The organism is Planctellipticum variicoloris (genome assembly GCF_030622045.1).
GTDB lineage: Bacteria > Planctomycetota > Planctomycetia > Planctomycetales > Planctomycetaceae > Planctellipticum > Planctellipticum variicoloris.
On sequence record NZ_CP130886.1, the window covers coordinates 1,466,968 to 1,492,400 of the forward strand.

Sequence of the window (25,433 nt, forward strand, 5' to 3'; positions counted from 1 at the left end):
TCACAGGCGGAAAATCTGGCGGGTTTCGACCCCTCCAGTCTATCGCGCTGGTAGTGTGGGGCGATACCGCAACCGACGAGGCGGGAAATGTCGAATGACGAAGGCGGAATGTCGAAAGGCAGGAGTCGAGAGACGAGAGTCGAGTGTCTAGAGCCAGATTCGACCGTTTGCCCCGTCTCCGGCGATAGGCGATCCACGATCAGCCCTCTTCTCTGGCGATTCGCTATTCGCTACTCCCTATTCGCTTCCCTCGACTCCACCACCCGCATCCGCTGCCCCAACTCGCGCAAAACCTCCACGTCCGAGTCCGGCCGGGACGGACTCCGCGGATGCGTCTGGCTGGTCGACGTCCACCCGCGCAATTGCAGGAACTGGGCCGCCGAATGTTTGTACGCGGGGGACGGCGCGCGGAACGCAAAATACCCCAGATACTGGAGCTGGTCGTTCAGTTCGTAGAACCGCGGATCGCCCGCTTCCCAGTACGTGTCACGCAGAGCAAACAGATCGGGGGCGAACGTGCTCAGGCCCAGCAGGTAGTCGCTGCCGTACATGATCATGTCGATCGCAAAATCGTTCCCCGTGTAGACGCGAAAGTCCGGCCGGACGCGATCCCGCAGCACGAGCCGTTCCCATTCCGGTTCGCGATGGAACGACGAGTGCTTGGCCCCGATGCACTGCGGAATCCGCAGCATCCCCTCGTACGTCGCCAGATCGTAGACCGCCCCGAACGGGGCCAGATCGGTCGTCAGTTCGAAGCCGATGAATCGGTCGCTCTTCGCCGCAAGCTGCTGATACGCCGCGACAATCTCCGGACCGGGCTGACGCGTCAGTCCGTACGACTGAAAGATCACCGGCGTTCCGCCGCGCCGGGCAATGGCGTCCATCCGTGCCAGATAGGCGTCCGGCTGAAACGCCGCTCCCGGCTGATCCCCCACGAACGCCCCGGCGACGAACGGCAGCCCCCCCAGGATGGCGCGGGTCCGGTCCAGGATGCGATCCTGCAGTTCCGCGTCGAGCAGGTGGACGTAGCCGGTGTCCATGTTGACCGCCGGCGTCAAACCGCAGCGGGCCGTCCGCTCGACGTGCGCCTCAAACGATGGCCAGTCGACTTCGCCGGACGCGACGAACGGCAGCAGGATGGCGGAAATCCCCTCGACCTTGCGACGGGGCCGCAGGAGCGTCAGGGGATTGACGGTTGAGATTTCGGTCATGGAGCAGCTCGCAAATTGGGCGTGGGAGGCGGTCCCATCTTAGCCGGCAACCGGACCTGCGAGAACCAATGCGGCGGCGTACGCTTGCCGCGGTGACTTCGTGAGAGGACGATATGCTCTCTCGCCCGGTACTCCCGCCTTCCCAGACATAGAGGTGCATGGTGCAACTTTCCGATCTGACTTGGCCCGCCGTCGAGGCCCTCCCCCGTTCGACCCCCGTCGTGATTCCTGTCGCGGCCCTCGAACAGCACGGCGGCCACCTCCCCGTTTTCACCGACAGCCTGCTGCTCGGCGAAGTCGTCCGCCGGGCTTCCGCCGCCCTGGAAGGCCAGGCCCTGTTCGCCCCCCTGATGTGGCTGGGCAATTCGCACCACCACATGGACTTTCCCGGCACCCTCTCCGCCAGCCCGCGGGTCTATTTGGATCTGCTGGTTGACCTGATGGAAAACTTCCTGTTCCACGGTTTCCGGCGGATCATTCTGCTGAACGGCCACGGAGGCAATATTACGCCTGGCAAGCAGGCGGTCTTTGAAGTGCGGCAGAAGTACCGGCACCGCGAAGACCTGCTCCTGTTATTCGCCACGTACTGGGAATTCGCCGATCCGCGCGAAGGGCGATCCGACCTGGTCCAGACTTCGATGGGACATGCCTGCGAATGGGAGACCTCGATGATTCTCCGTCTGGCCCCGCACCTGGTCGGCCCGATCGACGGACTCGAGCCGGCGTCCTTCGAATACGGGTTTGAACCGGCCTATCGGGGCTGGACGACGAAGGATCGGACGAAACTCGGTTACATCGGTGATCCCCGCCGGGCGACCGCCGAAAAGGGAGAGCATCTGTTCGAAGTCTTCACGCAGGGGATCGTCCGCCACGTCCGCGACGTCGCCGGCTGGGATGGCCACACCTGGTTCCCGCCCGAGAAGGCCTGAGCCTCACCCGTTGAAGTAGGCTGTCCGATGAAGACGCTCTGCCTGATGCGCCATGCCAAATCGAGCTGGGAGGCTCCCGAGCTGGCCGACCACGATCGCCCCCTCAACGTGCGGGGGCGACGGGCCGCGCCGCAGATCGCCCGCTGGCTGGGCCAGCACGACCTGCGCCCGGACTTTATCATCTGCTCGACCGCGGTCCGGGCTCAGGAAACCGTCAAACTCCTGCGTGCCGAATGGCTGCCGGTCAAATTCGATGATTGTCCCGAGCTCTACATGGCGGGTCCTGAGCAATTGAAATCCGTGGTCAGCACATTCCCCGACGACGTTTCCTGCCTGCTGCTGGTCGCCCACAATCCGGGCCTCGAAGAATGGCTCGCCGAGCTGACCGGCGTCCAACGCAAATTCCCCACGGCAGCCGTCGCAGTCCTGGACGCCGACGTCGACCACTGGTCCGACTGGCCCGGCCCCGCCAAACCAACACTCCGCGTCTTCCACACGCCCAAACAACTCACTGACAACTGACAACTGACAACTGACAAATTTCTGGCTGCTCGCTTCTCGCTATTCCCTATTCGCTATAACCCCGCCCGGAGCGCCCCCGTGGATTCTCGCTACGCGATCGCTGACACCTCGCAGATCTTCTCCCCGGCCCTCATCGTCTACCGCGACATTCTCGACGCCAACCTCGCACGCATGATCCGCATCTCGGGGGGCGTCGACCGGCTCCGCCCCCACTGCAAAACGCACAAGATGCCGGCGGTCATCGAGCGGGAACTCAAACTCGGAATCACCCGGCACAAGTGTGCGACATTTGCCGAGGCGGAGATGGTCGCCGAGTGCGGTGTGAAGGACATCGTGCTGGCCTACAACATGGTCGGGCCGAACATCGCCCGCGCGGTCGCCTTCCGCCAGAAATTCCCCGACGCGAAACTGATTGTGACCGCCGACGACGAGCGGATGATCGACCAGCTCGGGGCCGCAATGGTCGCCGCCGGAACGACCATCGGCGTCCTGCTCGACATGGACACCGGACTCCACCGAACCGGCGTCCTGCCCGGCCCGAAGGCCGCCGATCTGTATCGGCGAATCTGTCGGACTGCGGGACTCACGCCCGAAGGATTCCACTGGTACGACGGCCACAACCACCAGACTGATCTCGCCGAACGCAAAGCCGCCGTGCTGGGGCCCTACGCCGCAGCCAAAATTCTGCGAGCGGAACTGCTGGCCGAGGGGCTCAGCGTCCCCCGCATCGTCTGCGGCGGAACCGGGTCGTTTCCAGTCTTTGCGGAACTGACCGATCCTGAGATCGAACTCAGCCCCGGCACCTGCGTCCTGCACGACTGCGGCTACGGCACGACGTTCCCCGACATGGATTTCGAGCCGGCGGCACTGTTGCTGACCCGCGTCATCAGCCGCCCGACCCCCACTCGGCTGACGCTGGACGTCGGTAACAAGGCCGTGGCCTCCGATCCGCCGCGAGGGACGCGAGTTCAGGTGCCCGACCTGCCCGATGCCGAGCAGGTGCTGCACAACGAGGAGCATCTGGTCCTGGAGACGCCGCTGGCCGGTCGCTATCAGCCGGGCGACGAACTGCTCGCCATTCCCCGCCACGTCTGCCCGACCTCGGCCCTCTACAAAGACGTCTACGTCGTTTCGGGCGGAAACGTCGTCGATCGCTGGCCGGTCACCGCCCGAGATCGCTGCATCACGATCTGATCGACGCGCGGCCCAGTCCATCCGGAGCTTCAGCACCTGTTTCCGGATGGACTGCCGATTCAATCCACCCGACTCAGAACTCCACGCTGTACTTCTGCGTCAGTCCGCGTCGGATTTCCACCAGTCCGTCTTCAATCTGCTTCCACTCGGAAAACTTTACGCCGGCCGCGTTCTCATTCTCCTGCGCATTGATGGCGGCCTCGTTCCCTCCCGCCGTCGGAGTGTAGTAGTAACCGTCATAAGAGCTGACGCCGCCGTAGAACTTGCCGGTCTCGTTCTCAGCCCGACGCGTCCCCGCCCGAACATTCGAAAACCGTTCAGCCTGCGCCTGATAGCGCAGCGAATTGCTGACACGGGCGCCAAACGTCAACAGGTCCGGGTCGACCTTCAGCATCGGCAGGCCATCGATCGTCCGGGCCGATCGTTCGTACCACAGACAGTGGTTGTCGCGAGTCTTCTTCAGCGTCCCGCGCAGGTCGTCAAGTTCATGCTGGATCGACCGCAGATACTTCTTCGACGCCTCAGCCGTCGGAACGTTCGAACTCTCCGCGCCGGCCTGGCGGGCCGCGCTGCTGACGATCGGCGGATGAACGACGCTCATCAGACGCTTCAGACCGGAGGGCGATAAATCCCCTTCGATGATCAGCGCATGGCCGTCGGCCCGAGTCCGCCACTTAACGCTGTCATCCAGGCTGGCGCCCCACATCTGGAGAACGGAACTCACCAGCGGAATCGCCACCGGCTGCAACGGAGCGGCCGACTGTCCAAACTCGATCCGGCACTGCAGCATCCGCTGCGTCCCCAGATGGACTTTACAGACGATGCCGCGAACCGACACGAGCAGCGCCGCCGTCGAATCGAGTTCCGCCCCGGTGAACGGCCTGTTGGGAAGCGACGAAAGCACGGCCTTTGCAGAAGCGACGTCGACGGCATCGGTCAGGTCGAGTGCGGTGACGATCGGGAACTGGTCGGAAACGCTGCCGACCGCCTGCTGCAGAAACTTGCTGACACGCGGAGCCGGGGAGGCGCCGGCCCGCACCCAGCGGAGGGCCGCCTGCCGCCCCCCCGGTTCGACCATCAGGTATTCCGCCTGCTTCGCTTCGACGAGATAGCGGCCGTCGAGGACGCTGAGTCCCTGCCAGTCATCGACTTTCTCGACGTTCCCGCCGGTCACCGAAGCAATATCGGCCAGTTCCGTCCCGGCTTTGACTTCCATGATCAGTTGCCGGCGGATGGGATTGAGCGACCCCGTCAGATCCAGTTCCGCCCCCACGGTGATCCGTCGAGTGGAGGGGGGCAGAAAGAGATCCTGAGCCACGAAGGCCTGGGCCGTCTTTTGCGCCCATTTTTCTTCAATGGCGAGCGGCGAGCGATAGGCCGCATTCGCGTCAATCACCAGCACGGCGTTCAACCCTTCAGGCAGCCACAGCAGAGCGTCGTCTCCACGTGCCGGGGCCGCCGCCAAGGCAAGCCCCGCCAGAATCGCGACAAGGGCGTTTGCGGGTGATTTCCAGAGGACCTGCATGATGCGTTTCCTGAAGCAGGGTGGAGAGAGCGTGTGGAAAGAAAGGGGAGAAGTGCGCCCCGGCGACATGAGTCTCCAAGTGTGGCCGCCCGAATGCTGCGTCGCCATCGAAAAACGTCCAGACAAATCTGAATATCTCGACGACCGCGACCGATTCGGACATTTGCTGATGCTGCTCTCGCGGGTTTGCGCGGCGTTTCGCGGCTTCGTGCCGATTGCCGTCCCAACTGACGTAGTGACTGCCGGCACACGTATGCGCGATTATAATGAAGATGTACACGCCATTCCAAAGACTCCCCGGCCGGGTGAGCGCCTGAGGATTGCCGCTCGCGGCGGTCCGCAGTCCTGGCCGGGGTTGTTTTTTTGCACGTCTTTGGCCTGCGTTCCCGCAGCAGAAAATCTGCGGAATGCGGCACGTGAAAGAATGGCATCGCCGTGACGCGACCCCGTTCACCGAAGGGTCAGCCGAAGCGGCCGCTACGAGAACATCCGACGATCGCCAGCGGCCATGCACGCCTGATATTCCCGCGGAAGCGTCGGAAGCTCCCCGGCCCGCTCGGATACGTCGACTTCGCTGCTGAAGCAGCTCGCATTGGAAGTCGATTCCGGCAGGAGATCTTCCTCGCCGAGTTGATGGCGCTGCTCACGTCCTTCGGACGGATTCCCGAAGTGAACCGGGCGGCGGAGTGATCCCGCCGCCTCCTCGCAAGCAGCGCTCGCCGGTTCAACCATTCGGGATCGCTACGTCTCTTCGATCAGGCTGAGACGTCCGACTATTTCGCGGCGGCCGTTCGCTGCCCCATCGGCAACTGCGGCGCATCGGCGCTGGGACGGCGCTGCAGCAGTTCTTTCAGCGAGAACGCGTGGTATTTCTGGTCGGCCGCCGGCTCCTTGTCAGCGCTGGCGTTGGCCACCCACAACCGGGTCGATTCCGGTTCAAACAACACGTTGTGCAAGTTGGATTTCATGGCGACCGGACGGGACATCAGTTGCAGGGCTTCGTCGGGGGTGAATTTTCCGAGGTTGTCGGACGCCCGCTTCACCAGTTCGTCGTAACGCGACCCCGCGGACATCAGCACGCAGTCCTTGACGGCTTTCGGCAGCAGCGGGTGCGGCGTGCCGGGCTCGACAAGCGAAAAAACGTCCCAGGAGGCTTCCATGCCGACCGCTTTGTTCGCTTCGCCATCGGCGAGCACGTAGTAGTACTGGCAGGTCCGCGGGCCGTCGCGGAAGACGGCGATGGCTTCGTCGAGCGAGTGAGACGTTTCGAGGGCTTCGCGGATCAGCAGCGACATCGGCCGGCCCCCCCAGTGGCCCAGGCCGCCGCCCCCCATCTCGCCGATGGAAATGTGCTCGGCGTTCATGCCCGTGACGGAGCCGATGAACCCCGCGTACGAGACATTCACCCACGGAAGCCGACCGGTCGGCTCGACGACGATCAGCACCGCGTGATCCTGCAAACCCCAGTCGACGGCGTAGTCGAGGACGCGTCCGTGCAGCATTTTTCCGTTGCGGGTCGCGGTTCCCGACAGCGCGAAGCCGCTGCAGTGGAACAGTTCCGGGATAAAATTGGCGGCCCGAATGTCGCTGTGGGAGAGTTCGGCGCCATCGGCGACGCCGCGGATTTCGTCGAAGTACCGCTGATCGACATGCGGCTGCTGGATCTTGACGATCATTTCAATGGCGGTCTTGGGGGTCACCTTGACCGGCCCCATCTCCACCAGCGTCCACTCCTTGGCCTTCACCTCCAGCAACTGGTGCATGTTCTGCCGGACGTGCTCCTTGAGGAGAGCGCCGTGCTGGTAGCCCATGTCATAAGGGGAGCCCTTCAGGTGCAGCACGAGGTAGCCGTCGACCTTTTCCAGCCAGCCGTCGCCACAGCGGGCAACGGTCTGAGCCTGCGAAACCGTACAGCTCAGGAGCAGGCCGGCGAAAATCCAGCCAACGGCAAACTTCCGCACCATGTTGCAGATCCCCTGAAATGTCCGACTGCACGGAATACGTGAACTGGCAAGAACGGCGCATGATCATGCAATGTCGGGAGGATGCGGGCAAGGCGATTCTGCCTCCCGACCGCAACGATACCCCGCCGATCCCCTGCAGGTTTCACAACAGAGAAATTGCGACAGAACGGCTCGTGGAAGCGACTGAACAATCAGATACGGTTCCGGGAGGTTATGGGGAAACCCGCAGTCGCATCAGCCAGCTCGCCAGCTCCACGGGAAGCGGCGCGTCCCAGCCGATTCCTTTGCCGCTCGCCGGATGGCGCAGCTCCAGCCGGGTCGCATGCAGGGCCAGTCGGAGCGCACCGCTATCGTCGGAGACGGGGTGTCCCAGCGGACCCCGATATTTTCCATCGCCGCAGACCGGGTGCCCCAGTTCCGCCAGGTGAATCCGGATCTGGTTCGTCCGGCCGGTCTCCAGCTCGCAGCGGACGAGCGAATATCCCGCGAACGATTCCACGACGGTCAGGTGGGTGACGGCGGAGAGCCCTTCCGTTGCGTTGCCCCTCAGTCCGTCGCCGCGATCGCGCGTGATTCGCGTGCGAATCGTCTGGGACTGCGGCGTCCCGGCGACAACCGCCAGATAGGTTCGCCGGGCGGTGTGGTCCCGGAACTGCGCGATCAGGTTTTCTTCGGACCGCGGATTGAGCGCCAGGACCATCAGTCCGCTGGTTTCCCGGTCGAGACGATGAACCAAACCGACGTACGGCGCCCTCCCCGACGATCGCCGGTTCTGCGACTGCAGCAGGCCGCGCACGATCTCATCGAGCGTAGGCCGCTGCGCTCTGCGCCAGGCGGGCCAGCGGGCTTCTTCATCCCGACGTTCCGTCTGCAGGCCGGGGGGTTTATCAACGACCAGCAGATCGGCGTCGCGATAGACAATCTTGACGGACTCGGCCCCCGGCGGTGGCGGCGCCGCACGCATCTGCCGTGCAATGACGTCCCCCAGCCGCAGGCGTCGGGCTTCTTCGAGGCAGAGCACGCCGTTGACCAGAACATGGCGGCTCGACAGACGTCCTCGCAACTGCGACCAGCTTGCCCCCGGTTCGAGCTGTCGCAGTGCGGCCAGGACCGTCTTTCCGGCGAGGTCTGGACCGACGGTCGTCGTGAAATCGCCAGTCATGCGGAACGGAATCCTGTGACAGCAGAATACGGGGTGGTGGGCCATTGAGCCGGGTGTCGGGTTGCAGCGGTCGCCCGGATTGTCGCGGACGGGAAAACTTCGCGCTCATATCAGATTTGACAGTCCCCGGCCGCGACCTATGTTTGCGTTGTCCCCGGAACGGGACCGCCAACCGCAACGGAATTCAAGCCAGAGACAGCGATTCGAGTTCGCGAGATCTCGAATCGCCTTGAGCGCGGCAAGGAGGAGCTGGGAGCTTCGAGGGGACCTTGCCGCGCTCTTTTCGTTTTTCCTGCTCCCCGGCGACTCATCCCCGCCCGACCGGGGTACTGCGGATCTCAGGCCCCCAGTTCCTGTTTCAGGGCCTGCAGCTCGGCATCGATCTGGTTGGATCGCTCGTCGCCCGCGTGGGCCGGAATGCTTAAATGGGCATCGGGGGCAGGCGGAGCTGCCGCCACCCCCATTTCCGCCTGCCGCCGCAGGGCCTCTGCCAGCCGGGCATCCAGCGCCCGCTGAATCGTGGCCAGATGCTCGCGCGTCCCAATTGCCGCCCGGTGCTGCTGCTCCAGTCCGGCGAGCAGGTCTTCCACTTCCCGTTTCCGCAGCAGGCACTGCCGCGCTCCATCTTCGGAGCCTCCCCGCAGCCGTTCGCGGGCTTTGTCGGCCCACGCGGCCACCTGGGCTGCGTGCTCGTCGATTTCCCGCTGGAGTCGCTGCTCCGCGGAGGAGGCTGTCGCCACGCTCCGCCGGGCGCCCGCCAGACCCTCCTGCATTTCCTGCACGATTTCGGCAATCGCGGCCTGCGGATCGTCGGCCTCCGCCAGCAGACGGGACAGATTGCACGACACAATGTCGGTCAGACGACTGAAATAACTCATAAACCCCTCCGCACACGCCTCCGCGTGTCGCAACTCATTCTCGGAAAACGCGAATCTTCCGCCGGCGGATCACCGGACCGAAGAACGAGCGGCAACTCTTTCGCATTTCCCGAACACTGACTGGCGACGTTATTCGTCCAATTCGAGGCGTGGATCCCGCACCCCCCGATCTTTCAGCTTGTCTCGCAGCTTCTCCCGCGCCAGCCGCAATCGGCTTTTGCAGGTTGGCAGATTTGTTTCCATGGCATCCGCCACTTCGGACAGGCTCAGCCCGTCGAAATGGTGCATGACAAATGTCTGTCTCTGTTCCTCCGGCAGCAGCGGCAGCGTGGCCTCGACCAGCTTCGCAAGCTCCCGCTGCTCCGCTTCGCTCTCGGCCGACTTCACACGGCCCTCAATCCGCCCCAGTCCGTCATCCTCTTCGCCGTGGCGGCCGCGCACCGCTTTCACCAGCGCATCGTGCGAACGCCGACGCGAATTGTCGATCATCAGATTCCGGGCAATCCGGAACATCCAGCCCCGGAACGCACCGCGCGGGAGAAAGTCCCACGACTGATTGTAAACTTTCAGCAGCGTGTCCTGAGTCAGGTCTTCCGACAGTTGAATGTCGCGCGTGTTCCGGAAAAAGAACCCCACGAGCGCGTGACGGTGACGCTCCACCAGGCAATCAAAAGCCGATCGGTCTCCTCCCTGGAGCCGCAGCATCAATTGATCGTCCTCGTCGAGCATCGTCCGATCCGGCGTGGTGGCCCCGTGTTCCTGTGTCCCAGTCATGGGGAACAGTGTACCGGTCCGTTACGCCGCCGTCACATCCTCGCGCATTCTGCGACAACGCGGGCCGGGCTTCCCCGGATCACGCAGAACTTTGCCGCGGCCATTCCGGCTCGTCAGAGGCCGCTTCGCTGACTACACTGAAAAATCAGCCGCTATTGATGGGATCGTCGCCAGTCCGGAGACCTGAGACGTGCACCGCTCGATTTTTCCGACCGCCCGCGCGGCCTGCCTCGTACTGGCCGTCGGTCTCGGGGCGCAGGCCGCCGAGCCGGTCCCCGTCGACTTCGAACGCGAAATCCTGCCGCTGCTGAAATCGCGGTGCTACGAGTGCCACGACCAGCGCAAAGCGACCGCCGGTTACCGGATCGACGTCCGCGCCGCCGCCGCCCGTGGCGGAGAGTCCGGGGTCAAAGCCATCGTTCCCGGACACGCTGACGAGAGCGATCTCCTGAAACGGGTCTCCTCGTCCGACGATTCCCTGCGCATGCCGCCCGAAGGGGAACCGCTCACTCCGGCAGAAATCGCCCGGCTGAAACGCTGGATCGACGCCGGCGCCCCCTGGCCCGATGCATTGGCCGGTCTCGACCCGGCGACAAGTCGGCATTGGGCCTTCCAGCCGCCGCAACGCCCGGAGCTGCCGGAGGTTAAAGCGACTGAATGGATTCGGAATGCAATCGACCGGTTCGTCCTGGCGCGACTTGAGGCCGACGGGCTGACGCCATCGCCCGAAGCGGACCGGATCACGCTCATCCGCCGGCTCAGCCTCGATCTGCTCGGCCTCCCCCCCAGCGTGGCCGACGTCGATGCCTTTGTCGCCGACCGCGATCCCAAAGCGTACGCCAACCTGGTCGAACGGCTGCTGGCTTCGCCGCATTACGGGGAGCGCTGGGGCCGGCTCTGGCTCGATGCGGCTCGCTATGCGGATTCCGACGGATTCGAGAAGGATAAACCCCGATTCGTCTGGTTCTACCGGGACTATGTCATCAACGCCCACAACCGGGATCTGCCCTACAACCAGTTCATCATCGAACAGATCGCCGGCGACCTGCTGCCCGGCGGCACGCAGGACCAGCTCGTCGCGACCGGCTTCCTGCGGAACTCGATGATCAACGAAGAAGGGGGCGTTGATCCCGAACAGTTCCGCATGGAGGCGATGTTCGACCGGATGGACGCCGTCGGCAAAGGAGTGCTCGGCCTGACGATTCAGTGCGCCCAGTGCCACAATCACAAATACGATCCCCTGACGCAGCTCGATTATTACCGCATGTTCGCCTGCCTCAACGATTCCCACGAAGGGAGCGCAATCGCCTACACCCCCGCCGAGCAGCAGCAGCGAGCCGATCTGTTTCGCCAGATCGCCGAAATTGAAGCGGGGCTCAAGGAGTCGACTCCCGACTGGCCGGCGAAGCTGGCGGCCTGGGAAGAGACTGTCCGGGGGGATCAGCCGGATTGGACCGTAGTCCAGTCTGCCGAAGACGACCTGTCGGGTGGCCAGAAAATGTATCGCCTGCCGGACGGTTCCTACCTTTGTCAGGGGTATGCCCCAACGAAGCACACGGTCGTGGTGACGGTCGTCAGCCGACAGCCGAAGATCACCGGGTTCCGGCTCGAACAGCTCAACGATCCCAATCTGCCGCTTTCCGGCCCCGGACGTTCCATCTACGGCACGTCGGCTCTCACGGAATTCAAGGTCCACGTGAAGCCGCTCGGCAAACCGGACGAGGCCCGTTGGGTCAAGTTTGTCCGGGCGACGTCGGACGCCGATCCGCCCGAACGTCCGCTGGAACCTCTCTTCGGCGACAAGACCGACCGCAAACGCGTCACCGGCCCGGTCGATTACGCCATCGACGGCAAGGACGAAACGGCCTGGACGATCGACGTCGGCCCCGGCCGGCGGAATCAGCCCCGCAAGGCGGTCTTCGTCCCCGAATTGCCGATCACGCTCCCCGAGGGGAGCGAGGGGCTCGAGCTGCAGTTTCATCTCGTGCAGAACCACGGGGGCTGGAACAGCGACGACAATCAGAACCTGAATCTCGGCCGGTTTCGGCTCGCGGTCACCGCGGCCGAGAACCCTGTGGCCGATCCGCTGTCAACCGCCGCCCGTGCGGCGCTGCAAGTCCCCGCCTCCGAGCGGTCTGCGGCTCAACAGGCCGCGCTGTTCGGCGCCTGGCGGGCGACCGTTCCGGAATGGAAGGCTGCCAACGACCGCATCGAAGTGCTCTGGCAGCAGCATCCGGCAGGGGCTTCGCAACTGGTCCTGTCCCGCCGCGAAACTCCCCGGATGACCCACCTGCTCAAACGGGGCGACTTCCTGAAGCCTGGACCGACGGTCGAACCGGGGGTCCCGGGGTTTCTGAATTCGCTCCCGGATACAGACGAGCCAGACCGCCTGGCGTTCGCCCGCTGGCTCGCGGATCGGAATTCCCCGACCACCGCCCGAGCTCTCGTCAACCGCGTCTGGCAGGCTTACTTCGGGACGGGGCTGGTGGAGACCAGCGAGGATCTCGGGACGCAGGCCGCGCCGCCGAGCCACCCCGAGCTGCTCGACTGGTTGGCAGTGGAATTCATGGAGCGGGGTTGGAGTCAGAAGGAGCTGCATCGGCTGATCGTCAATTCCGCGACCTACCGGCAGTCGTCGCGAGTGACGCCGGAGCAGCACGCGATCGATCCGACCAACCGTCTCCTCGGTCGCGGAGCCCGGTTCCGGGTCGACGCCGAACTGGTTCGCGACATCACGCTCGCCGCCAGCAGCCTGCTCAACGAAGACGTCGGCGGACCGAGCGTCTTTCCGCCGCTGCCTGCGTTCATGCTGCTCCCGCCGGCCAGCTACGGACCGAAGACCTGGCCCGAAAGCCAGGGGGCCGAGCGCCATCGCCGGGCGCTCTACACCTTCCGATACCGCTCGCTGCCCTATCCGGTCCTGCAGGCCTTCGACGCACCCAACGGCGACTTTGCCTGCGTCCGCCGGAATCGTTCGAATACCCCGCTCCAGGCGCTGATGACCCTCAACGAGCCGGTCTTCCTGGAGGCCGCGCGCGGTCTGGCCGAACGAACGCTGGCTGGCGGGGGGGCGACTGACGCCGAGCGATTGACGTACGCCTTCCGCTGCTGCGTCGCCCGTCCCCCGGCGAACGCAGAACTTCAGGAACTGCAGCAACTCCTGCAGGATCAGCGCGCCCACTTTTCTCAGCCGGGGATCGACGCGGCTGAACTCGCCGGCGGGGAGGACAGCACCGGCCATTCGCCGGCGGAGCGGGCCGCCTGGACGGCGGTCGCCCGCGTGCTCCTCAACCTCGACGAAACTATCACCCGGGAGTAACCGATCGATGTCCCCGCTGGATTTTTCTGCTCAATCGCATCGACAGCTTGTCGCCCGCCGCTGGTTTCTGCAGCAGTGCGGCGTCGGACTCGGCTCGCTGGCCCTGACCGACCTGCTGGGACCGGCCGCTCACGGAGCAACATCCGACCCCCTGGGGCTGCGTGCGCCTCATCACCCGCCGAAAGCGAAGCGGGTGATCTTTCTCTTCATGGCGGGGGCGCCCAGCCACCTGGAGCTGTTCGACAACAAACCGAAGCTGGCCGAACTGGACGGACAGCTTCCGCCTGCCGAGCTGCTGCAGGGCTACCGGGCGGCGTTCATCAATCCGAACTCCCGGTTACTCGGTCCCAAATTCAAGTTCGCCCGTCATGGGGAGTGCGGTGTGGAGCTGTCCGAACTGCTGCCGCATCTGGCGGAGGTGGTCGACGACATCGCGATTGTGAAATCGATGGCCACTGACGCCTTCAATCACGCGCCGGGTCAGCTCCTGATGAACACCGGCGCCCAACAGTTCGGCCGGCCCAGCTTCGGCGCCTGGGCGACCTACGGCCTCGGGAGCGAAACCCGCGAACTGCCGTCGTTCGTCGTCTTCAGTTCGGGAAAGAAGGGGCCCAGCGGCGGCAGCAGTTGCTGGGGGAGCGGCTTCCTGCCGACCGTCTACCAGGGAGTCACTTTCCGCGGCAGCGGCGACCCCGTCCTGTATCTCTCCAATCCGCCGGGAGTCGACGACACGGTTCAACGGGAGTCCCTGGCCTCGATCAACCGCCTCAACCAGCTCCGGTTCGACGCCGTGGGAGACCCCGAGATTGCCACGCGGATCAACTCCTTCGAGATGGCCGGGCGGATGCAGTCGAGCGCCCCGGAGCTGATGGATCTGGGGCAGGAAACGAAGCAGACGCTGGAAATGTACGGAGCCGAGCCTGGGAAGCCATCATTCGCCAACAACTGCCTGCTGGCGCGCCGGCTGGTCGAGCGGGGCGTCCGTTTCGTGCAGCTCTTCCACGAAGCCTGGGATCAGCATGGCAATCTGGTGGGCGATCTCAAAAAGAACTGCGCCGACACGGATCGTCCCTGCGCCGCCCTGATCAAAGATCTCAAGCAGCGGGGATTGCTGGAAGACACGCTCGTCATCTGGGGAGGCGAATTCGGCCGGACGCCGATGGTCCAGGGGGGCAACGACGGCCGCGATCACCACCCGAACGCCTTCAGCATGTGGTTCGCGGGGGGCGGAATCAAACCGGGTCTGACGCTCGGCAATTCCGACGAGCTCGGCTTCAACGCCGTCGAAGACCGGGTCCACGTCCACGACCTGCACGCGACGCTGCTCCACCTGCTGGGCTTCGACCACACCCAACTGACCTACAAATTCCAGGGCCGCCCGTTCCGCCTGACCGATGTGCATGGGGAGGTGGTGGGGAAGATGTTGGCGTAGGTCAGTGGTCAGTGGTCAGTGGTCAGTGGTCAGTGGGTGGTGGGTGGTGGGCGATTCGATTTCGTCTCTTCTCAACGATCAACGATCAACGCTTCCCTCTCCCCCTCTCCCCGACAGCGGCTCAACACCGCCGCCGCCAGGTGGCCGCCGAAGCCGAGTGAGAGCTTGAGAACGCGCTCGATGGGGAGGCGTTCCGCGGTTCGTGGCAGCCAGGGGAGCGGGCAGGCGGGATCGGCATGGACCAGATTCGCAACCGGCGGCGCCATTTGATCCCGCAGGCTCAGCGCCGCCAGGGCCAGTTCAACGCTCCCCGCCGCTCCCAGCAGGTGTCCCAGCGCCCCCTTCACACTGACTGCCGGAATTTTTGGTAAGGCGTCGCCCAGGACCGCTGCGACCGCCTGGCTTTCGACGGCGTCGTTGAGATGCGTGCCGGTTCCGTGGAGGTGGAGCAGATCCGGGCGCTGGCCCCGCAGGACGTCGCGAATGAGTCGCTGCAGCGGTGCGCCGTCCGGAGCGAGTTGCGTCAGTCCCGTGGGGTCGGCCGCCAGCCGACCCCATTCCCAGGCGCAATACCATCGCGCTCCGCGCAACAGCGCGTGCGACTGTCGCTCCAGCACCAGGCAGGCCGCTCCCTCCCCCACCGCAAATCCTTGCCGCTGCCGATCAAAGGGACGGCAGGCGGCTGCAGGGTCCGGTTCCGGCGGAGCCAGCACGCCGAGGCGGCGGAAGGACGCCAGCACGGCAGGGGTCACTGCCGCGTCGACGCTCCCTGCCAGAACGACTTCGCAGGCCCCTTCGTGCAGCAAGTTTACCCCCCGCAGACAGGCCGCAAGTCCGGTCGCGCAGGCCGCCACGGGGGTCAGCAGCGGACCTCGCAGATTCCAATGCTCCGCCAGATCGACGCCCGCTGCGGAGGGCCAGAGGTCCGGAAATGGCGGCAGATCGTGCGACTGCTGGCGATGATGGACTGCCTCCCACCATGCGGCGGTGGCGCTCAGCCCTCCCTTACTGGCGCCGAATACGCAGCCGGTTTCGCTTTCCGCCGGATCGAAGGAGGCGTCGGCGAGCGCCTCGGCGGTCGCAACCCGAGCCAGGGAGAGACTCCGGTCGCGACCGGGCAGAATTTGCCCCGCGGTCAGCGCGGCGGAGCCCCCCCAGGGACGCGGAAAGCCGACGCGCTCGAAGGCCGCACGCGACGCGTCCGGGAGCCAGTCGACGCCCCTCTCGCCGGCCAGCAGGCGTCGCCAGGTCGTTTCGCGATCGGCGCCCAGCGGCGTAACGAGGCCGATTCCCGTGACCACAACCGGATCGACGTCGCGCGTGCTCCAGCCCCGGTCAGTCACCGTCAATCCGCCTCACCCGGCCTGCCGCGATCCACCCAGCCCGACGGGAGTTCAATTCCGCTGACTGCTGCGGCAGACGGCATACACCGCACCGGCCGCCAGCAGCACGAAGATTCCTGCATTCAGCAGGACGTTATTGCCGGCCTGGGCCAGCAGCACGGATCCCGCTTCGGCGGACTGGAGGAATTCGCTGACGGCGGACAGGGCGGAGATCTTCATGAGACGGTCACGCTCGGAACCAGGTGCCTGGACAACGGAAATCGCAATTCGCGAAACAACGGCGACGGCAGCCAGACCGTTTCCCAGCGGGGGGAACGGACGCGCATCCAGTCCCGGTAGGAATCGGCCCAGACGCCGAAGAACGCATACTGCCGACCGCGATGGACGAACGGAACCCCCAGCTCTGGCGGGACCTCGACCGCATTCTCTCCGAGATCGTACGCGAAAACCAGCAGCCCCCGCGACTGTCCCCCGAACAGTTCCTGCCAGGCGGCCATTCCCGAAAGGTCTTCGTGCGTCGCCCAGTTCTCCCAGCGTCGCCCCGGTCCCCCCGCGGCAAACTGCCGTCCCTTCACATCGACCAGCCAGGTCCCCTGATCCGGGGTATAGACCAGGAAATCCAGGGATTTCAAGGAAGTCCGTTCGAGGACCGACCGCCGACGTTCGTCGACTGCGACGTACGCCGTCCGGCAGGCCCGCAGATAAGCCTCAAACGCCACATCATAATGATTGGACCGGAGCATGCGCATCGTCTCCACCGCGGTGCTCTGCACTATGAGACATCCGTCCCGGTCAATCAACACGGAATTTCCATTTTGGCCCGTTTCTTGGAGCCTCGATCGATCGTCGCAGTTGGCGAGTCCGTCGGCCCTCGCTATCGTCGGCGGTCGAAGCTTGCGAGTTTCTGATCCCGGTCGCCGTTGCGGCCCGGTGTCGTCCCCCCCGGTCTCCCGAACCCGAATTGCCGGCCTGCAGCCAGGAACCCCCGTGGAACTGAGAATCGAATACGGCACGACCGGCCAACTGACCTTGGAGACCGGGGCCGACGCGGATGTTCAGTGGAAACCCGGCCCGGCGGCGCTGGCCCGCCCGATCGATGCCGTTCGGGAAGCCTTGGCGGCGCCTCTGGAGTATCCGGCTCTCGCCGCCGCGCTTGTGCCGGGTGATCGCGTCGTCATGGCTCTCGATCCCGGCCTGCCCGGTCTGGCGGACGTGCTGACCGGGATCTGGAGCGTTCTCGCCGAAGCCGGCATTCGCCCGGAAGACCTGCTGCTCCTCCAACCGGCCTCGCTGACGCCGCGGCAGTCGCTCGATCCCCGGTCCGCGCTTCCGGCGGAAATTCGGGCGGCGGTCGGCTGGCAAATGCACCAGCCTGCCGCCGACAACTCGACCGGCTATCTCGCCACCAGCCTCTCCGGTGAACGAGTCTATCTGGCTCGCGAGCTCCTGGACGCCGACTTCGTCCTGCCCGTCGGCCGCCTGGGCTTCGACCCGGTGCTGGGCTACCGCGGCGCCGCCAGCCTCTTTTACCCGGGACTGTCCAGCCCCGACGCGTTTGTCCGCGCCCACGGGCAGGGGCATTCCGAACTTCGTCCCGAAGATGATCGTCCCCTGCGGCAGCTCATCGACGAAGCCGCCTGGCTGCTGGGAGTCCAGTTCGGCGTTCAAGTCATACCGTCCGCCACGGGCATCGCCGCCGTCCTGGCAGGGAGTCTGGAAGCGACCATTCGCGAGGGACGCCGCCAGCTCGACATCGGCTGGAGAATCACTCAGCACGAGCGTCGCGAAACCGTCCTCGTGTCTGTTCGACCGGCGGCAGGTCCGACGACCTGGGACGAGGTCGGCGCCGCCCTGGAAGTGGCCCGGAAACTTGTGACGCGCGGCGGTCGCATCGTGCTCCTGACCGATCTGGAGGCCACCCCCGGCCCCGGAGTCGAAATGGTCCGCAATCGGCGCTCCCCATCCGACGCGCTGCAGCCCCTCCGCCGCGAGTCCCCTCCCGACCTGGTTCCCGCCACCCAGTGGACCCAGGCCGCCGACTGGGCGTCGCTCTACCTGCTCAGTCGCCTGGAAAGCAACCTGGCCGAAGATCTCTTTGCGATCCCCCTCGAAAACGAACGGGAAGTGCAGCGACTCCTCGGAGGGGCGGAAGACTGCCTGGCGATCGCCGGGGCGCAGTTTGCCTACGGCGAGATTACCGACGACGAAGAAGAAGAGGAATGAAGAGGATTCACCGCGGAGACGCGGAGGACGCGGAGTTCAGAAGGGAAGATTAAAGAAAGTGAAAAGTGAGTACTGAAGAGTGAGTCGTGCAGAATAAGGCAGTAAGATTCGACGGCGCTGGAGCGAATCTCTCGACTTCGGGAACACTTTACACTCATCACTACTCACTTTTCACTTTTCACTTTCCGGACTCTTCTTCTGCATTTCTCTGCGTCCTCCGCGTCTCCGCGTTGAGATCCTCTTCCATCGAATTTAATCAATACAAGCCGGCTGCGGCAGAGGAAATTGAGCGTGTTGCCATCTGAGGACTGGGATGCCGAGTCGCGGTTTCGTGCGGGGTGGGACTCCGTGGCGATCGCTCGGAGCGTGCATTATTCGCTGTTCACCTTCGGCGAATCGGACCTCCCCTACTATCTGGTGTTGAAACCTGCCGAGCCGACGCGGCAGGTGGCCATTGTGCGGGGGGACGTCAAGATCACCCGCCCCCTGATCATTACGCCGGACAACGCCGAGCCCGAGTTGCGGGACTTCTTCGAAGACCTGGACGATGCGCAGCTCGCCCAGTTTCTGCTGGCCCGGACCGCCTCTTTTTCGCATCTCCGGCTGCAGAACCAGTCGGGACCGAAGCGGATTGTCAGCGACAGCGTCGACGAGGCGGTCGACCGCCTCAATCGTCAGCTCGATGCGGAAGACGAAGACCGCGTCGCGATCCTGACCGCCCCGGAACATCTCGCCGGTCTCGCCGTGCTGCGTTACGCTACGGAGCGAGTGCTGCAGAGCGCTCCCGGCAATATCACCGAGCTGCGCGAAAAGGGCTTCCTCCCCTGACGCACGCGGCTGGCGCGAACGACGCCCGGTCTCAAGAAAAAGGAGAGACCGGGCGTCGGCAGGCCGACGCCCGGTCCTGACCCCGCCTGGCGGCTGGCACGGAACGGTGATGGACCCAGTCGCCACCGTTTCGCAAGTTCCAGCACGCTGGCCCGGCTTACACCGGACTCGACGACGAATTCCCGCAAATTCTTCGCCTCAGACGGGATCGGCCAAGCTCCTTCAATTTTTGGACGGGTTCGTCAGAAACCCTCGAATGAACGCCCCCTGTTGCGTCAGGCCACCTGACGCCCGACCACCCGATGACCGGAGTCCTCCGCAAGTTGTTCTAACCAGCTCACGACCCGCTCCATCTGCATCGCCCGCGAACCTTTGACCAGGACGACCGCCCCGGGCTCCAGCCAGCAGTCGAGCAACAGCCGTAAGATTTCCAGATCGTCCGTCGCGGCGATCCGCCCCGACGTCAGTCCTCCCTCCCGTGCGCCCCGGGCCAGCTCGTCGGCGGAGTCCCCGTAGGCCAGGAGTGCGTCGATTCCGGCTGCAGCCGCGTGTCGGCCAATGTTGCGATGTTCCTCCGGACCGCACTCTCCCAGTTCCCGCATATCGCCGAGCACGGCGATCCGCCGGGCGGACCGGCCGAAATCGAGATCGCGAAGCACATTGAGCGCGGCCGCCATTGACGTCGGACTGGCGTTATAGCTGTCATCGATCACCGTCCATAGTCCGATTTGCCGCGGGCGGCAGCGACCGTCGACGGGCTCAAACCGGGCCAGACCGCGGGCGATCGCGCCAGAGTTCATTCCGATCTCGCGTCCGACCGCAATCGCCAGGAGCGCGTTGGCCAGAAAATGACGCCCCGTCGCCGGGACCGAATAGTCCTGACCGTTGACGCGGAACTGCAGCGACCCCGCGGTCGCCCGGACTTGCACCGGCCAGAGGTGGTTCTGCTGGTGTTCGCCGACGAAGATCACCGGGCAGGCCGCCCGGCGGGCCATGTCCCGCACGACCGGATCGTCGCCCGGCAGCACGGCAAATCCGCTGGATGGAAGGGCTTCGAGCAATTCGCCTTTGCCGCGAATGATCCCTTCAACCCCGCCGAACGACTTCGCATGCGCCTTTCCGATCGAAGTGATCAGGCCCACCTCCGGGCGGGCGATCGCGCACAGATCGCGAATTTCGCCGACCCGGTCGGCTCCCAGTTCCAGGACGGCAAATTCATCAGACTGCCGCAGTTCCAGCAATGTCTGCGGCAGACCGTAGAGGTTGTTGAGATTTGCCGCCGAGCGCATGCCCTGATACTGCTCGCTCAAGGCGGCGTAGACCAGCTCCCGGGTGGTCGTTTTGCCGACGCTTCCGGTGACGCCGATCACAAGAGCGTCGCTCTGCCGCCTCCGCCAGCCGGCCAGCTCTCCCCAGGCAGCCAGCGTGTCGCGGACAATCAGCCGCGGGACGGCCAGTTCCCCATGCGCCTCGTCGACAACCGCCAGAACCGCCCCGGACGCAACGGCGGTCGGCACAAAGTCGTGCGCGTCAAATCGCGGACCTCGAAACGCCCAGAAGGCGTCCCCCGGCTGCAATGTTCGAGAGTCGGTCCCGAAGCGGACAATTTCCGTCAGTCCGACCGGGACATCCGCCAGCCGTCCGCCAGTCGCCGCTACCAGATCCTTCAGCCGCAGACGTTCCACGTCAGCCTCCAGATCGGTTGAAGGGGAAAAGAACCGAAGGCCGGCGGTCATCCCACACGCGCAAAACTCCGGGGAGATGCTGTCGGCAGGCTCAGATTCCACTCCGTCGTCAGCCGACTCAACCATTGCCGGACGACCTGACGATCGTCGAACGGCAGACGCTCCGCACCGATGATCTGCTCCTGCTCGTGTCCCTTCCCGGCGACCAGCACGCAATCGCCCGGAACCGCCAGTTCGAGCGCCCGGCGGATCGCTACGGACCGGTCGACTTCGACGATCGGCCGCGCGCCGGCCATCCCCGCCAGAATCTCCTCGATAATCCGCTCCGGGACTTCGGATCGTGGATTGTCGCTGGTCGCGATCTGCACGTCGGCGTGGAGCGCCGCCCGCCCCATCAGCGGCCGCTTTTCCCGGTCGCGATCCCCCCCCGCGCCGAACACGACAATCAGCCGGCCCGGCGTCATGCTCCGCAGCGCCTGCAGGCAGCGGGCGAGGGCGTCGTCGGTGTGGGCGTAGTCCACGAACACGTCGAACGGCTGACCGCAGGCGATCCGCTCCAGCCGTCCCGGCACCACGCAGAACTGCTCCAGTCCGGCGGAAATCTGCTCGGGGGAAAGTCCGAATCCGCTGAGAATGGCGGCCGCCGTCAGGCAGTTCGCGACGTTGTAGCGACCAATCAAGGTCGTATGGCACTCGACCGTCCGGCCGTGAATCGAAAGTTGAAACGCCGTTCCCCGCAGCGACTCCTCGCGCAACTGCGCGGTTACGTCCGCGGCGTTCCCCAGCGACGTGGCGATCAGATTGCGCGACGAATCCACGCGCTCGCGGAGCGCCCAGGCGCCCGGATCATCCCGGTTCAACACCACCAGTCCGCCGGGACGAATCGACTCCAGCAGCCGGAATTTGGCCGACTGGTACGCCTCGAATGTCCCGTGGTAGTCGAAGTGGTCCCGCGTGATATTCGTGATCGCGCCGCACTGCAGCTCGGTCCCGGAAATCCGACGCTGATCCAGTGCGTGGCTGGAGACTTCGATGGCCGCAAAACCCGCCCCGCGACGGACCATGCGGGCCAGCCAGGCCGCCTGGATTTCGGGACCGGGCGTCGTCAAGGCGGAGGGCTCGGTCGTCCAGCCGTCGCTGTATTCGACGGTGCCGAGCACGCCGCACCGCTCCCGGTGGAACTCCAGGATCGATCGCACGAGCCAGGTCACCGTGGTCTTGCCGTTGGTCCCAGTGACGCCGGCGACCTTGAGCTGCCGCGATGGCCAACCGCATCGGAAAGCGCAGATCTCCGCAAATGCGGCCCGCACGTCCTGGACGACGCACTGGGGAACGGGAATGTCGGGGATGGGACGGTCGACGATCAGTCCCGCGGCTCCACGGGACAGCGCGTCCCGGATGAACTCACATCCGTTGAGCTGGCGTCCCCGAATGACGGCGAACAGGCTCTTCGGGCGGCAGGTCCGGCTGTCGGCCGTCACGTGCGTGGCCCGCAAATCCGCGCAGCCCACAAAACTGGCCTGGGGAAACAGACGACGCAGACTGATGATGATCGGCGGTTGAACGACGGCGTCACCCACAGCATACGCCTCCCTGCGGGGCTGACGGGCGGGATCGAACGCAGACCGAACGTCACGGCCAGCTTCGAGAATCTCTCTGCATCGGAAAGGGGGATTCTCGCGATTCGGGAAATCACGTCAAGATGAATGGGTGGCGCAGCTTGCGCACTGACGCCCCGTTCGTCGGCACGTTCGGCATTCCAGGTTCCACGAACGGCCGGCTGGATGGCGTCCGGACCAGTCCTTGCGGCCGAACTCCCCATCGCGATGTTTTGACAGTTGCTGCCGACGGCAAATCCGCCACAATGGCAGACTGGAGGTCTCGTCGCTTTCGCATGGCATCCCTCGCCCCCCCCGCTGACACCTTGCCGACAGCTCCTGCTCCCTATTCCCCGGCGGAGCTGGAGCAGTTCGGGCTTTGCGCCGAACGTATGCCGCAACACATCGCCATCATTATGGACGGCAACGGGCGCTGGGCGCAGGCGCAGGGACTTCCCCGGATCGAAGGGCATCAGCGCGGCGTCCTCGTCGTCCGCGACATCGTCGAGGAATGCTCCCGCCTCGGCGTCAAGCAGCTCACGCTCTATTGTTTCAGCAGCGAGAACTGGAAGCGGCCCGAGCTGGAACTGAAGCTGCTGATGGAACTGCTGGAGCGGTATCTCATCGACGAACGTCCGGAAATTTTGCGGCAGAACCTGCAGTTCTCCGTCATCGGCCGCCGGGAAGGCCTCGGCGAAGGGGTCCTCCGCGAGATGCAGCGGACCACCGATCTGAGCCGCGGAAACACCGGCATGCGGCTGTGCCTCGCCGTCAACTACGGCAGCCGGTGCGAACTGGTCGACGCCGCCCGGGCGCTGGCCGAAGACGTGAAGCAGGGCCGGCTGAACCCCGAGGAGATCACGGAGGAAGCTCTGGCCGACCGCCTCTACACGGCCGGCATGCCGGATCCCGACCTGGTAATCCGGACCGCCGGCGAGCTGCGCGTCAGCAACTTTCTGCTCTGGCAGATCAGTTACGCGGAACTGTGGGTCACTTCGCTGTGCTGGCCGGATTTTGACCGGGAGGTCCTGCTGTCGGCCCTGCGTGACTTTGGGTCTCGAAACCGTCGCTTTGGCGGACTTTCAAGCTGAGGCACTATGCTGGGCTGGCGACTGGCAATTTCCGCAATCCTGATCCCCGGGCTGTTCGGCATCTTCTACCTGGATGCGCTGGCGGGACCGTCTGCCCCCATCCTGCTGCTGCTGACCATCGGCCTGGCCATCCGCGGTTCCAGCGAACTGGTCGACCTGCTCTGGACGCGCTCCTTTACCCCCAACCGCGGGATCGTCGCCGCCTGCTGCGTGCTGGTCTCCGCCGCGGGCTGGTATGGTCGCTTCGGACATATGCCGATCCGCGTCGAAGGGGACGGCAACACGCTGGCGCAGGTGCTGCTCGCTTATTCGTTTACAATTCTGCTCCTCTTCCTGACTGCCGCCTACCGCTATCGCGAGCCGGGGCGGAGCATGGAGACGCTCGGCTGCGAACTGCTGATCGTCAGCTACCTCGGCGTGCTGCTGGGAGTCACCGCCCAGTTGCGCTGGGTCGCCGGCTCCGACGCGGGATATCTCGTACTGGGGTCGCTGGTCATCGTGACTAAAGCCGGCGATGTCGGCGCCTACACGCTGGGGCGGCTCTTCGGACGACGCAAGATGGTCCCCCTCCTCTCGCCCGGCAAGACCTGGATGGGCGGCTTCGGCGCCCTGGTGGGCTCGTCCCTCGGCGCCATCCTCTGGCTGCAGTTCGCCACGCCCCTCTTCAACTCGACCTGGCATCCCCCCGACTGGTACTGGTCGGCGTTTTACGGGCTGGTGCTCGGCGTCGTCGGGCTCATCGGCGACCTGTGCGAATCGCTCATCAAGCGCGACGTCGGCAAAAAGGACTCCGCCCTGCTCCTCCCCGGTTTCGGCGGCCTGCTCGATCTGCTCGACAGCGTCCTCTACGCCAGCCCCGTCGCTTACATGCTCTGGAAAGGGCTCCCCCTGGCGACGTGGAACATCCCCGAATTCAACGGCTGACCGCGGGCGGCTATCGCACCAGCTCCAGCGTCTGCCACAGGCTCGGGTCCGCGTCGAACGGAAACTCCCGACCCACCGTCAGTGTCTGGTCCCCCAGCTCCGCATCCCGGATCAGCAGATACCAGCTCATCCGCGGCGAACCCGCTGGATCGTATCCGGTGAGGGCCTCGGCGGGGATCCAGGCGTCCAGGACGTAGCCATCCGGCCGCACTTCCGACCAGATCCGGACGCTGGCGGCATCCGTGGCGGTCGCATCCTCGCGCGCCCGGGCGATCGGCAACCCGACAGCCAGCGGACCTCCCCCCTTGCCACCCTTTCCCGCCGCCGGAAGCAGGCAGAAGTGATGACAGAACTTCGTCGCGCGGTGGACCGTCTGCGTCGCCCGCGTGTCGATCCAGAGCTGGACGCCGTCCGACTCCGCCGGCATCTGCGGCTGAACGCGCAGCGGCAGTCGCTTGCCCGTCACGTTGACCCCCAGCGCCAGTCCCCCGGCGTTCCACCCCATGCGAATCTCGGCGAACGTCGGCCCGGCGTCGAATCCCGTCGGCCAGGGCAGGATGTATTCCGCGGGCAGGTCGAGCAGCCGGCCTTTAACGGCCGGCGCACCGTTCCACTGTCGCGCAGGAAACGACCAGCGAAAGAGAAACCGGGGAGGGACGACGGCATTCATCGGGGAGCTCGCGTAAGACGGAGGGCGATCTCAGAACTGTAGTCGCCAGCCGCCGCCGATTCCATCCGCACGTGCACACACGCTCCGGAAATGCCGAACCGTCCTTGCCGCTCCCGGACGAGTCTGCCAGAATCCGGCCAGCGACCAACGTCGCGTCAGCG

At 65.1% G+C, this 25,433-nt stretch carries 23 protein-coding genes; 11 read left to right on the top strand and 12 right to left on the bottom strand.

What is annotated here, in order from left to right:
- Positions 1–230: 230 nt before the first annotated feature.
- Positions 231–1,211, bottom strand: coding sequence for a dihydrodipicolinate synthase family protein (locus SH412_RS05770; protein ID WP_336522560.1), 981 nt, complete (start codon positions 1,209–1,211; stop codon positions 231–233).
- A 158-nt stretch (positions 1,212–1,369) separates the two neighbouring features.
- On the opposite strand from SH412_RS05770, the gene SH412_RS05775 reads away from it, so the two are divergent.
- The 3 genes from SH412_RS05775 to SH412_RS05785 all read left to right on the top strand — a co-directional run bounded on the left by SH412_RS05775 (position 1,370) and on the right by SH412_RS05785 (position 3,856).
- Positions 1,370–2,140: a creatininase family protein gene (locus SH412_RS05775; protein WP_336522561.1), complete on the top strand. Its 771-nt coding sequence runs from the start codon at positions 1,370–1,372 to the stop codon at positions 2,138–2,140.
- 27 nt (positions 2,141–2,167) lie between these two features.
- The gene (locus SH412_RS05780; protein WP_336522562.1) at positions 2,168–2,662 is read left to right on the top strand and encodes a SixA phosphatase family protein; all 495 of its coding nucleotides are present in this window, start codon (positions 2,168–2,170) and stop codon (positions 2,660–2,662) included.
- A 78-nt stretch (positions 2,663–2,740) separates the two neighbouring features.
- On the top strand, positions 2,741–3,856 hold the full coding sequence (locus SH412_RS05785; RefSeq protein WP_336522563.1) for a D-TA family PLP-dependent enzyme: 1,116 nt from the start codon (positions 2,741–2,743) through the stop codon (positions 3,854–3,856).
- Between the two features lie 73 nt (positions 3,857–3,929).
- Here SH412_RS05785 and SH412_RS05790 read toward each other — a convergent pair whose 3' ends face one another.
- Positions 3,930–5,381, bottom strand: a complete 1,452-nt coding sequence (locus SH412_RS05790; RefSeq protein ID WP_336522564.1) for a hypothetical protein — start codon at positions 5,379–5,381, stop codon at positions 3,930–3,932.
- Here SH412_RS05790 and SH412_RS05795 point away from each other — a divergent pair.
- Both SH412_RS05795 and SH412_RS05800 read left to right on the top strand, forming a co-directional pair.
- Entirely contained in the window at positions 5,380–5,820 is a 441-nt protein-coding gene (locus SH412_RS05795; RefSeq protein WP_336522565.1) for a hypothetical protein, read from the top strand. The two genes, SH412_RS05790 and SH412_RS05795, sit on opposite strands and share 2 nt — an antisense overlap.
- On the top strand, positions 5,817–6,071 hold the full coding sequence (locus SH412_RS05800) for a hypothetical protein (RefSeq protein ID WP_336522566.1): 255 nt from the start codon (positions 5,817–5,819) through the stop codon (positions 6,069–6,071). Before SH412_RS05795 ends, SH412_RS05800 begins: the two co-directional genes overlap by 4 nt.
- A gap of 83 nt (positions 6,072–6,154) precedes the next feature.
- Here SH412_RS05800 and SH412_RS05805 read toward each other — a convergent pair whose 3' ends face one another.
- From SH412_RS05805 to SH412_RS05820, 4 genes are all read right to left on the bottom strand, one after another.
- Entirely contained in the window at positions 6,155–7,345 is a 1,191-nt protein-coding gene (locus SH412_RS05805) for a C45 family autoproteolytic acyltransferase/hydolase (protein WP_336522567.1), read from the bottom strand.
- Positions 7,346–7,556: 211 nt separating this feature from the next.
- Positions 7,557–8,507, bottom strand: coding sequence for an RluA family pseudouridine synthase (locus tag SH412_RS05810; RefSeq protein ID WP_336522568.1), 951 nt, complete (start codon positions 8,505–8,507; stop codon positions 7,557–7,559).
- Between the two features lie 338 nt (positions 8,508–8,845).
- The gene (locus SH412_RS05815) at positions 8,846–9,385 is read right to left on the bottom strand and encodes a PspA/IM30 family protein (RefSeq protein ID WP_336522569.1); all 540 of its coding nucleotides are present in this window, start codon (positions 9,383–9,385) and stop codon (positions 8,846–8,848) included.
- A gap of 129 nt (positions 9,386–9,514) precedes the next feature.
- Positions 9,515–10,159 carry an RNA polymerase sigma factor gene (locus tag SH412_RS05820; RefSeq protein ID WP_336522570.1) on the bottom strand — a complete coding sequence of 215 codons (645 nt, stop codon included), beginning with the start codon at positions 10,157–10,159 and terminating at the stop codon, positions 9,515–9,517.
- Between the two features lie 190 nt (positions 10,160–10,349).
- Between SH412_RS05820 and SH412_RS05825 the strand changes: the two genes are divergently transcribed.
- On the top strand, positions 10,350–13,478 hold the full coding sequence (locus tag SH412_RS05825; RefSeq protein WP_336522571.1) for a PSD1 and planctomycete cytochrome C domain-containing protein: 3,129 nt from the start codon (positions 10,350–10,352) through the stop codon (positions 13,476–13,478).
- A 7-nt stretch (positions 13,479–13,485) separates the two neighbouring features.
- A complete protein-coding gene (locus SH412_RS05830; protein ID WP_336522572.1) occupies positions 13,486–14,910 on the top strand; it encodes a DUF1501 domain-containing protein in 1,425 nt (474 codons plus the stop codon).
- Between the two features lie 71 nt (positions 14,911–14,981).
- Here SH412_RS05830 and SH412_RS05835 read toward each other — a convergent pair whose 3' ends face one another.
- Genes SH412_RS05835 through SH412_RS05845 form a run of 3 tightly spaced genes read right to left on the bottom strand, consistent with a single transcriptional unit; the run spans position 14,982 to position 16,996 of the window.
- A complete protein-coding gene (locus SH412_RS05835) occupies positions 14,982–16,253 on the bottom strand; it encodes a beta-ketoacyl-[acyl-carrier-protein] synthase family protein (protein ID WP_336524148.1) in 1,272 nt (423 codons plus the stop codon).
- Positions 16,254–16,304: 51 nt separating this feature from the next.
- The gene (locus tag SH412_RS05840) at positions 16,305–16,472 is read right to left on the bottom strand and encodes a hypothetical protein (RefSeq protein WP_336522573.1); all 168 of its coding nucleotides are present in this window, start codon (positions 16,470–16,472) and stop codon (positions 16,305–16,307) included.
- The gene (locus SH412_RS05845) at positions 16,469–16,996 is read right to left on the bottom strand and encodes an HYExAFE family protein (protein ID WP_336522574.1); all 528 of its coding nucleotides are present in this window, start codon (positions 16,994–16,996) and stop codon (positions 16,469–16,471) included. The genes SH412_RS05840 and SH412_RS05845 overlap by 4 nt, the downstream gene beginning before the upstream one ends.
- Positions 16,997–17,240: 244 nt before the next feature.
- Between SH412_RS05845 and SH412_RS05850 the strand changes: the two genes are divergently transcribed.
- A complete protein-coding gene (locus SH412_RS05850) occupies positions 17,241–18,476 on the top strand; it encodes a lactate racemase domain-containing protein (RefSeq protein ID WP_336522575.1) in 1,236 nt (411 codons plus the stop codon).
- Between the two features lie 291 nt (positions 18,477–18,767).
- Positions 18,768–19,304 (top strand): hypothetical protein, encoded by a 537-nt coding sequence (locus SH412_RS05855; protein ID WP_336522576.1) that lies wholly within the window; start codon positions 18,768–18,770, stop codon positions 19,302–19,304.
- 275 nt (positions 19,305–19,579) lie between these two features.
- On the opposite strand, the gene SH412_RS05860 is transcribed toward SH412_RS05855, so the two are convergent.
- Together SH412_RS05860 and SH412_RS05865 are read right to left on the bottom strand one after the other, a co-directional pair.
- The gene (locus SH412_RS05860; RefSeq protein ID WP_336522577.1) at positions 19,580–20,989 is read right to left on the bottom strand and encodes a UDP-N-acetylmuramoyl-tripeptide--D-alanyl-D-alanine ligase; all 1,410 of its coding nucleotides are present in this window, start codon (positions 20,987–20,989) and stop codon (positions 19,580–19,582) included.
- A gap of 47 nt (positions 20,990–21,036) precedes the next feature.
- Positions 21,037–22,569, bottom strand: coding sequence for a UDP-N-acetylmuramoyl-L-alanyl-D-glutamate--2,6-diaminopimelate ligase (locus SH412_RS05865; protein WP_336522578.1), 1,533 nt, complete (start codon positions 22,567–22,569; stop codon positions 21,037–21,039).
- Positions 22,570–22,883: 314 nt separating this feature from the next.
- Here SH412_RS05865 and SH412_RS05870 point away from each other — a divergent pair, with 314 nt between their 5' ends.
- A complete protein-coding gene (locus SH412_RS05870) occupies positions 22,884–23,678 on the top strand; it encodes an isoprenyl transferase (protein ID WP_336522579.1) in 795 nt (264 codons plus the stop codon).
- Positions 23,679–23,684: 6 nt separating this feature from the next.
- Positions 23,685–24,602, top strand: coding sequence for a phosphatidate cytidylyltransferase (locus tag SH412_RS05875; RefSeq protein ID WP_336522580.1), 918 nt, complete (start codon positions 23,685–23,687; stop codon positions 24,600–24,602).
- A gap of 10 nt (positions 24,603–24,612) precedes the next feature.
- On the opposite strand, the gene SH412_RS05880 is transcribed toward SH412_RS05875, so the two are convergent.
- Positions 24,613–25,272: a DOMON domain-containing protein gene (locus SH412_RS05880; protein ID WP_336522581.1), complete on the bottom strand. Its 660-nt coding sequence runs from the start codon at positions 25,270–25,272 to the stop codon at positions 24,613–24,615.
- Positions 25,273–25,433: the final 161 nt, after the last annotated feature.

Excerpts from the sequence above, each read along its gene's own strand:
- SH412_RS05770 (WP_336522560.1), bottom strand. The coding sequence starts at position 1,211 with ATGACCGAAATCTCAACCGTCAATCCCCTGACGCTCCTGCGGCCCCGT.
- SH412_RS05775 (WP_336522561.1), top strand. The coding sequence starts at position 1,370 with ATGGTGCAACTTTCCGATCTGACTTGGCCCGCCGTCGAGGCCCTCCCC.
- SH412_RS05780 (WP_336522562.1), top strand. The coding sequence starts at position 2,168 with ATGAAGACGCTCTGCCTGATGCGCCATGCCAAATCGAGCTGGGAGGCT.
- SH412_RS05795 (WP_336522565.1), top strand. The coding sequence starts at position 5,380 with ATGATGCGTTTCCTGAAGCAGGGTGGAGAGAGCGTGTGGAAAGAAAGG.
- SH412_RS05790 (WP_336522564.1), bottom strand. The coding sequence starts at position 5,381 with ATGCAGGTCCTCTGGAAATCACCCGCAAACGCCCTTGTCGCGATTCTG.
- SH412_RS05805 (WP_336522567.1), bottom strand. The coding sequence starts at position 7,345 with ATGGTGCGGAAGTTTGCCGTTGGCTGGATTTTCGCCGGCCTGCTCCTG.
- SH412_RS05810 (WP_336522568.1), bottom strand. The coding sequence starts at position 8,507 with ATGACTGGCGATTTCACGACGACCGTCGGTCCAGACCTCGCCGGAAAG.
- SH412_RS05815 (WP_336522569.1), bottom strand. The coding sequence starts at position 9,385 with ATGAGTTATTTCAGTCGTCTGACCGACATTGTGTCGTGCAATCTGTCC.
- SH412_RS05820 (WP_336522570.1), bottom strand. The coding sequence starts at position 10,159 with ATGACTGGGACACAGGAACACGGGGCCACCACGCCGGATCGGACGATG.
- SH412_RS05830 (WP_336522572.1), top strand. The coding sequence starts at position 13,486 with ATGTCCCCGCTGGATTTTTCTGCTCAATCGCATCGACAGCTTGTCGCC.
- SH412_RS05840 (WP_336522573.1), bottom strand. The coding sequence starts at position 16,472 with ATGAAGATCTCCGCCCTGTCCGCCGTCAGCGAATTCCTCCAGTCCGCC.
- SH412_RS05845 (WP_336522574.1), bottom strand. The coding sequence starts at position 16,996 with ATGCTCCGGTCCAATCATTATGATGTGGCGTTTGAGGCTTATCTGCGG.
- SH412_RS05870 (WP_336522579.1), top strand. The coding sequence starts at position 22,884 with ATGGCATCCCTCGCCCCCCCCGCTGACACCTTGCCGACAGCTCCTGCT.
- SH412_RS05875 (WP_336522580.1), top strand. The coding sequence starts at position 23,685 with ATGCTGGGCTGGCGACTGGCAATTTCCGCAATCCTGATCCCCGGGCTG.
- SH412_RS05880 (WP_336522581.1), bottom strand. The coding sequence starts at position 25,272 with ATGAATGCCGTCGTCCCTCCCCGGTTTCTCTTTCGCTGGTCGTTTCCT.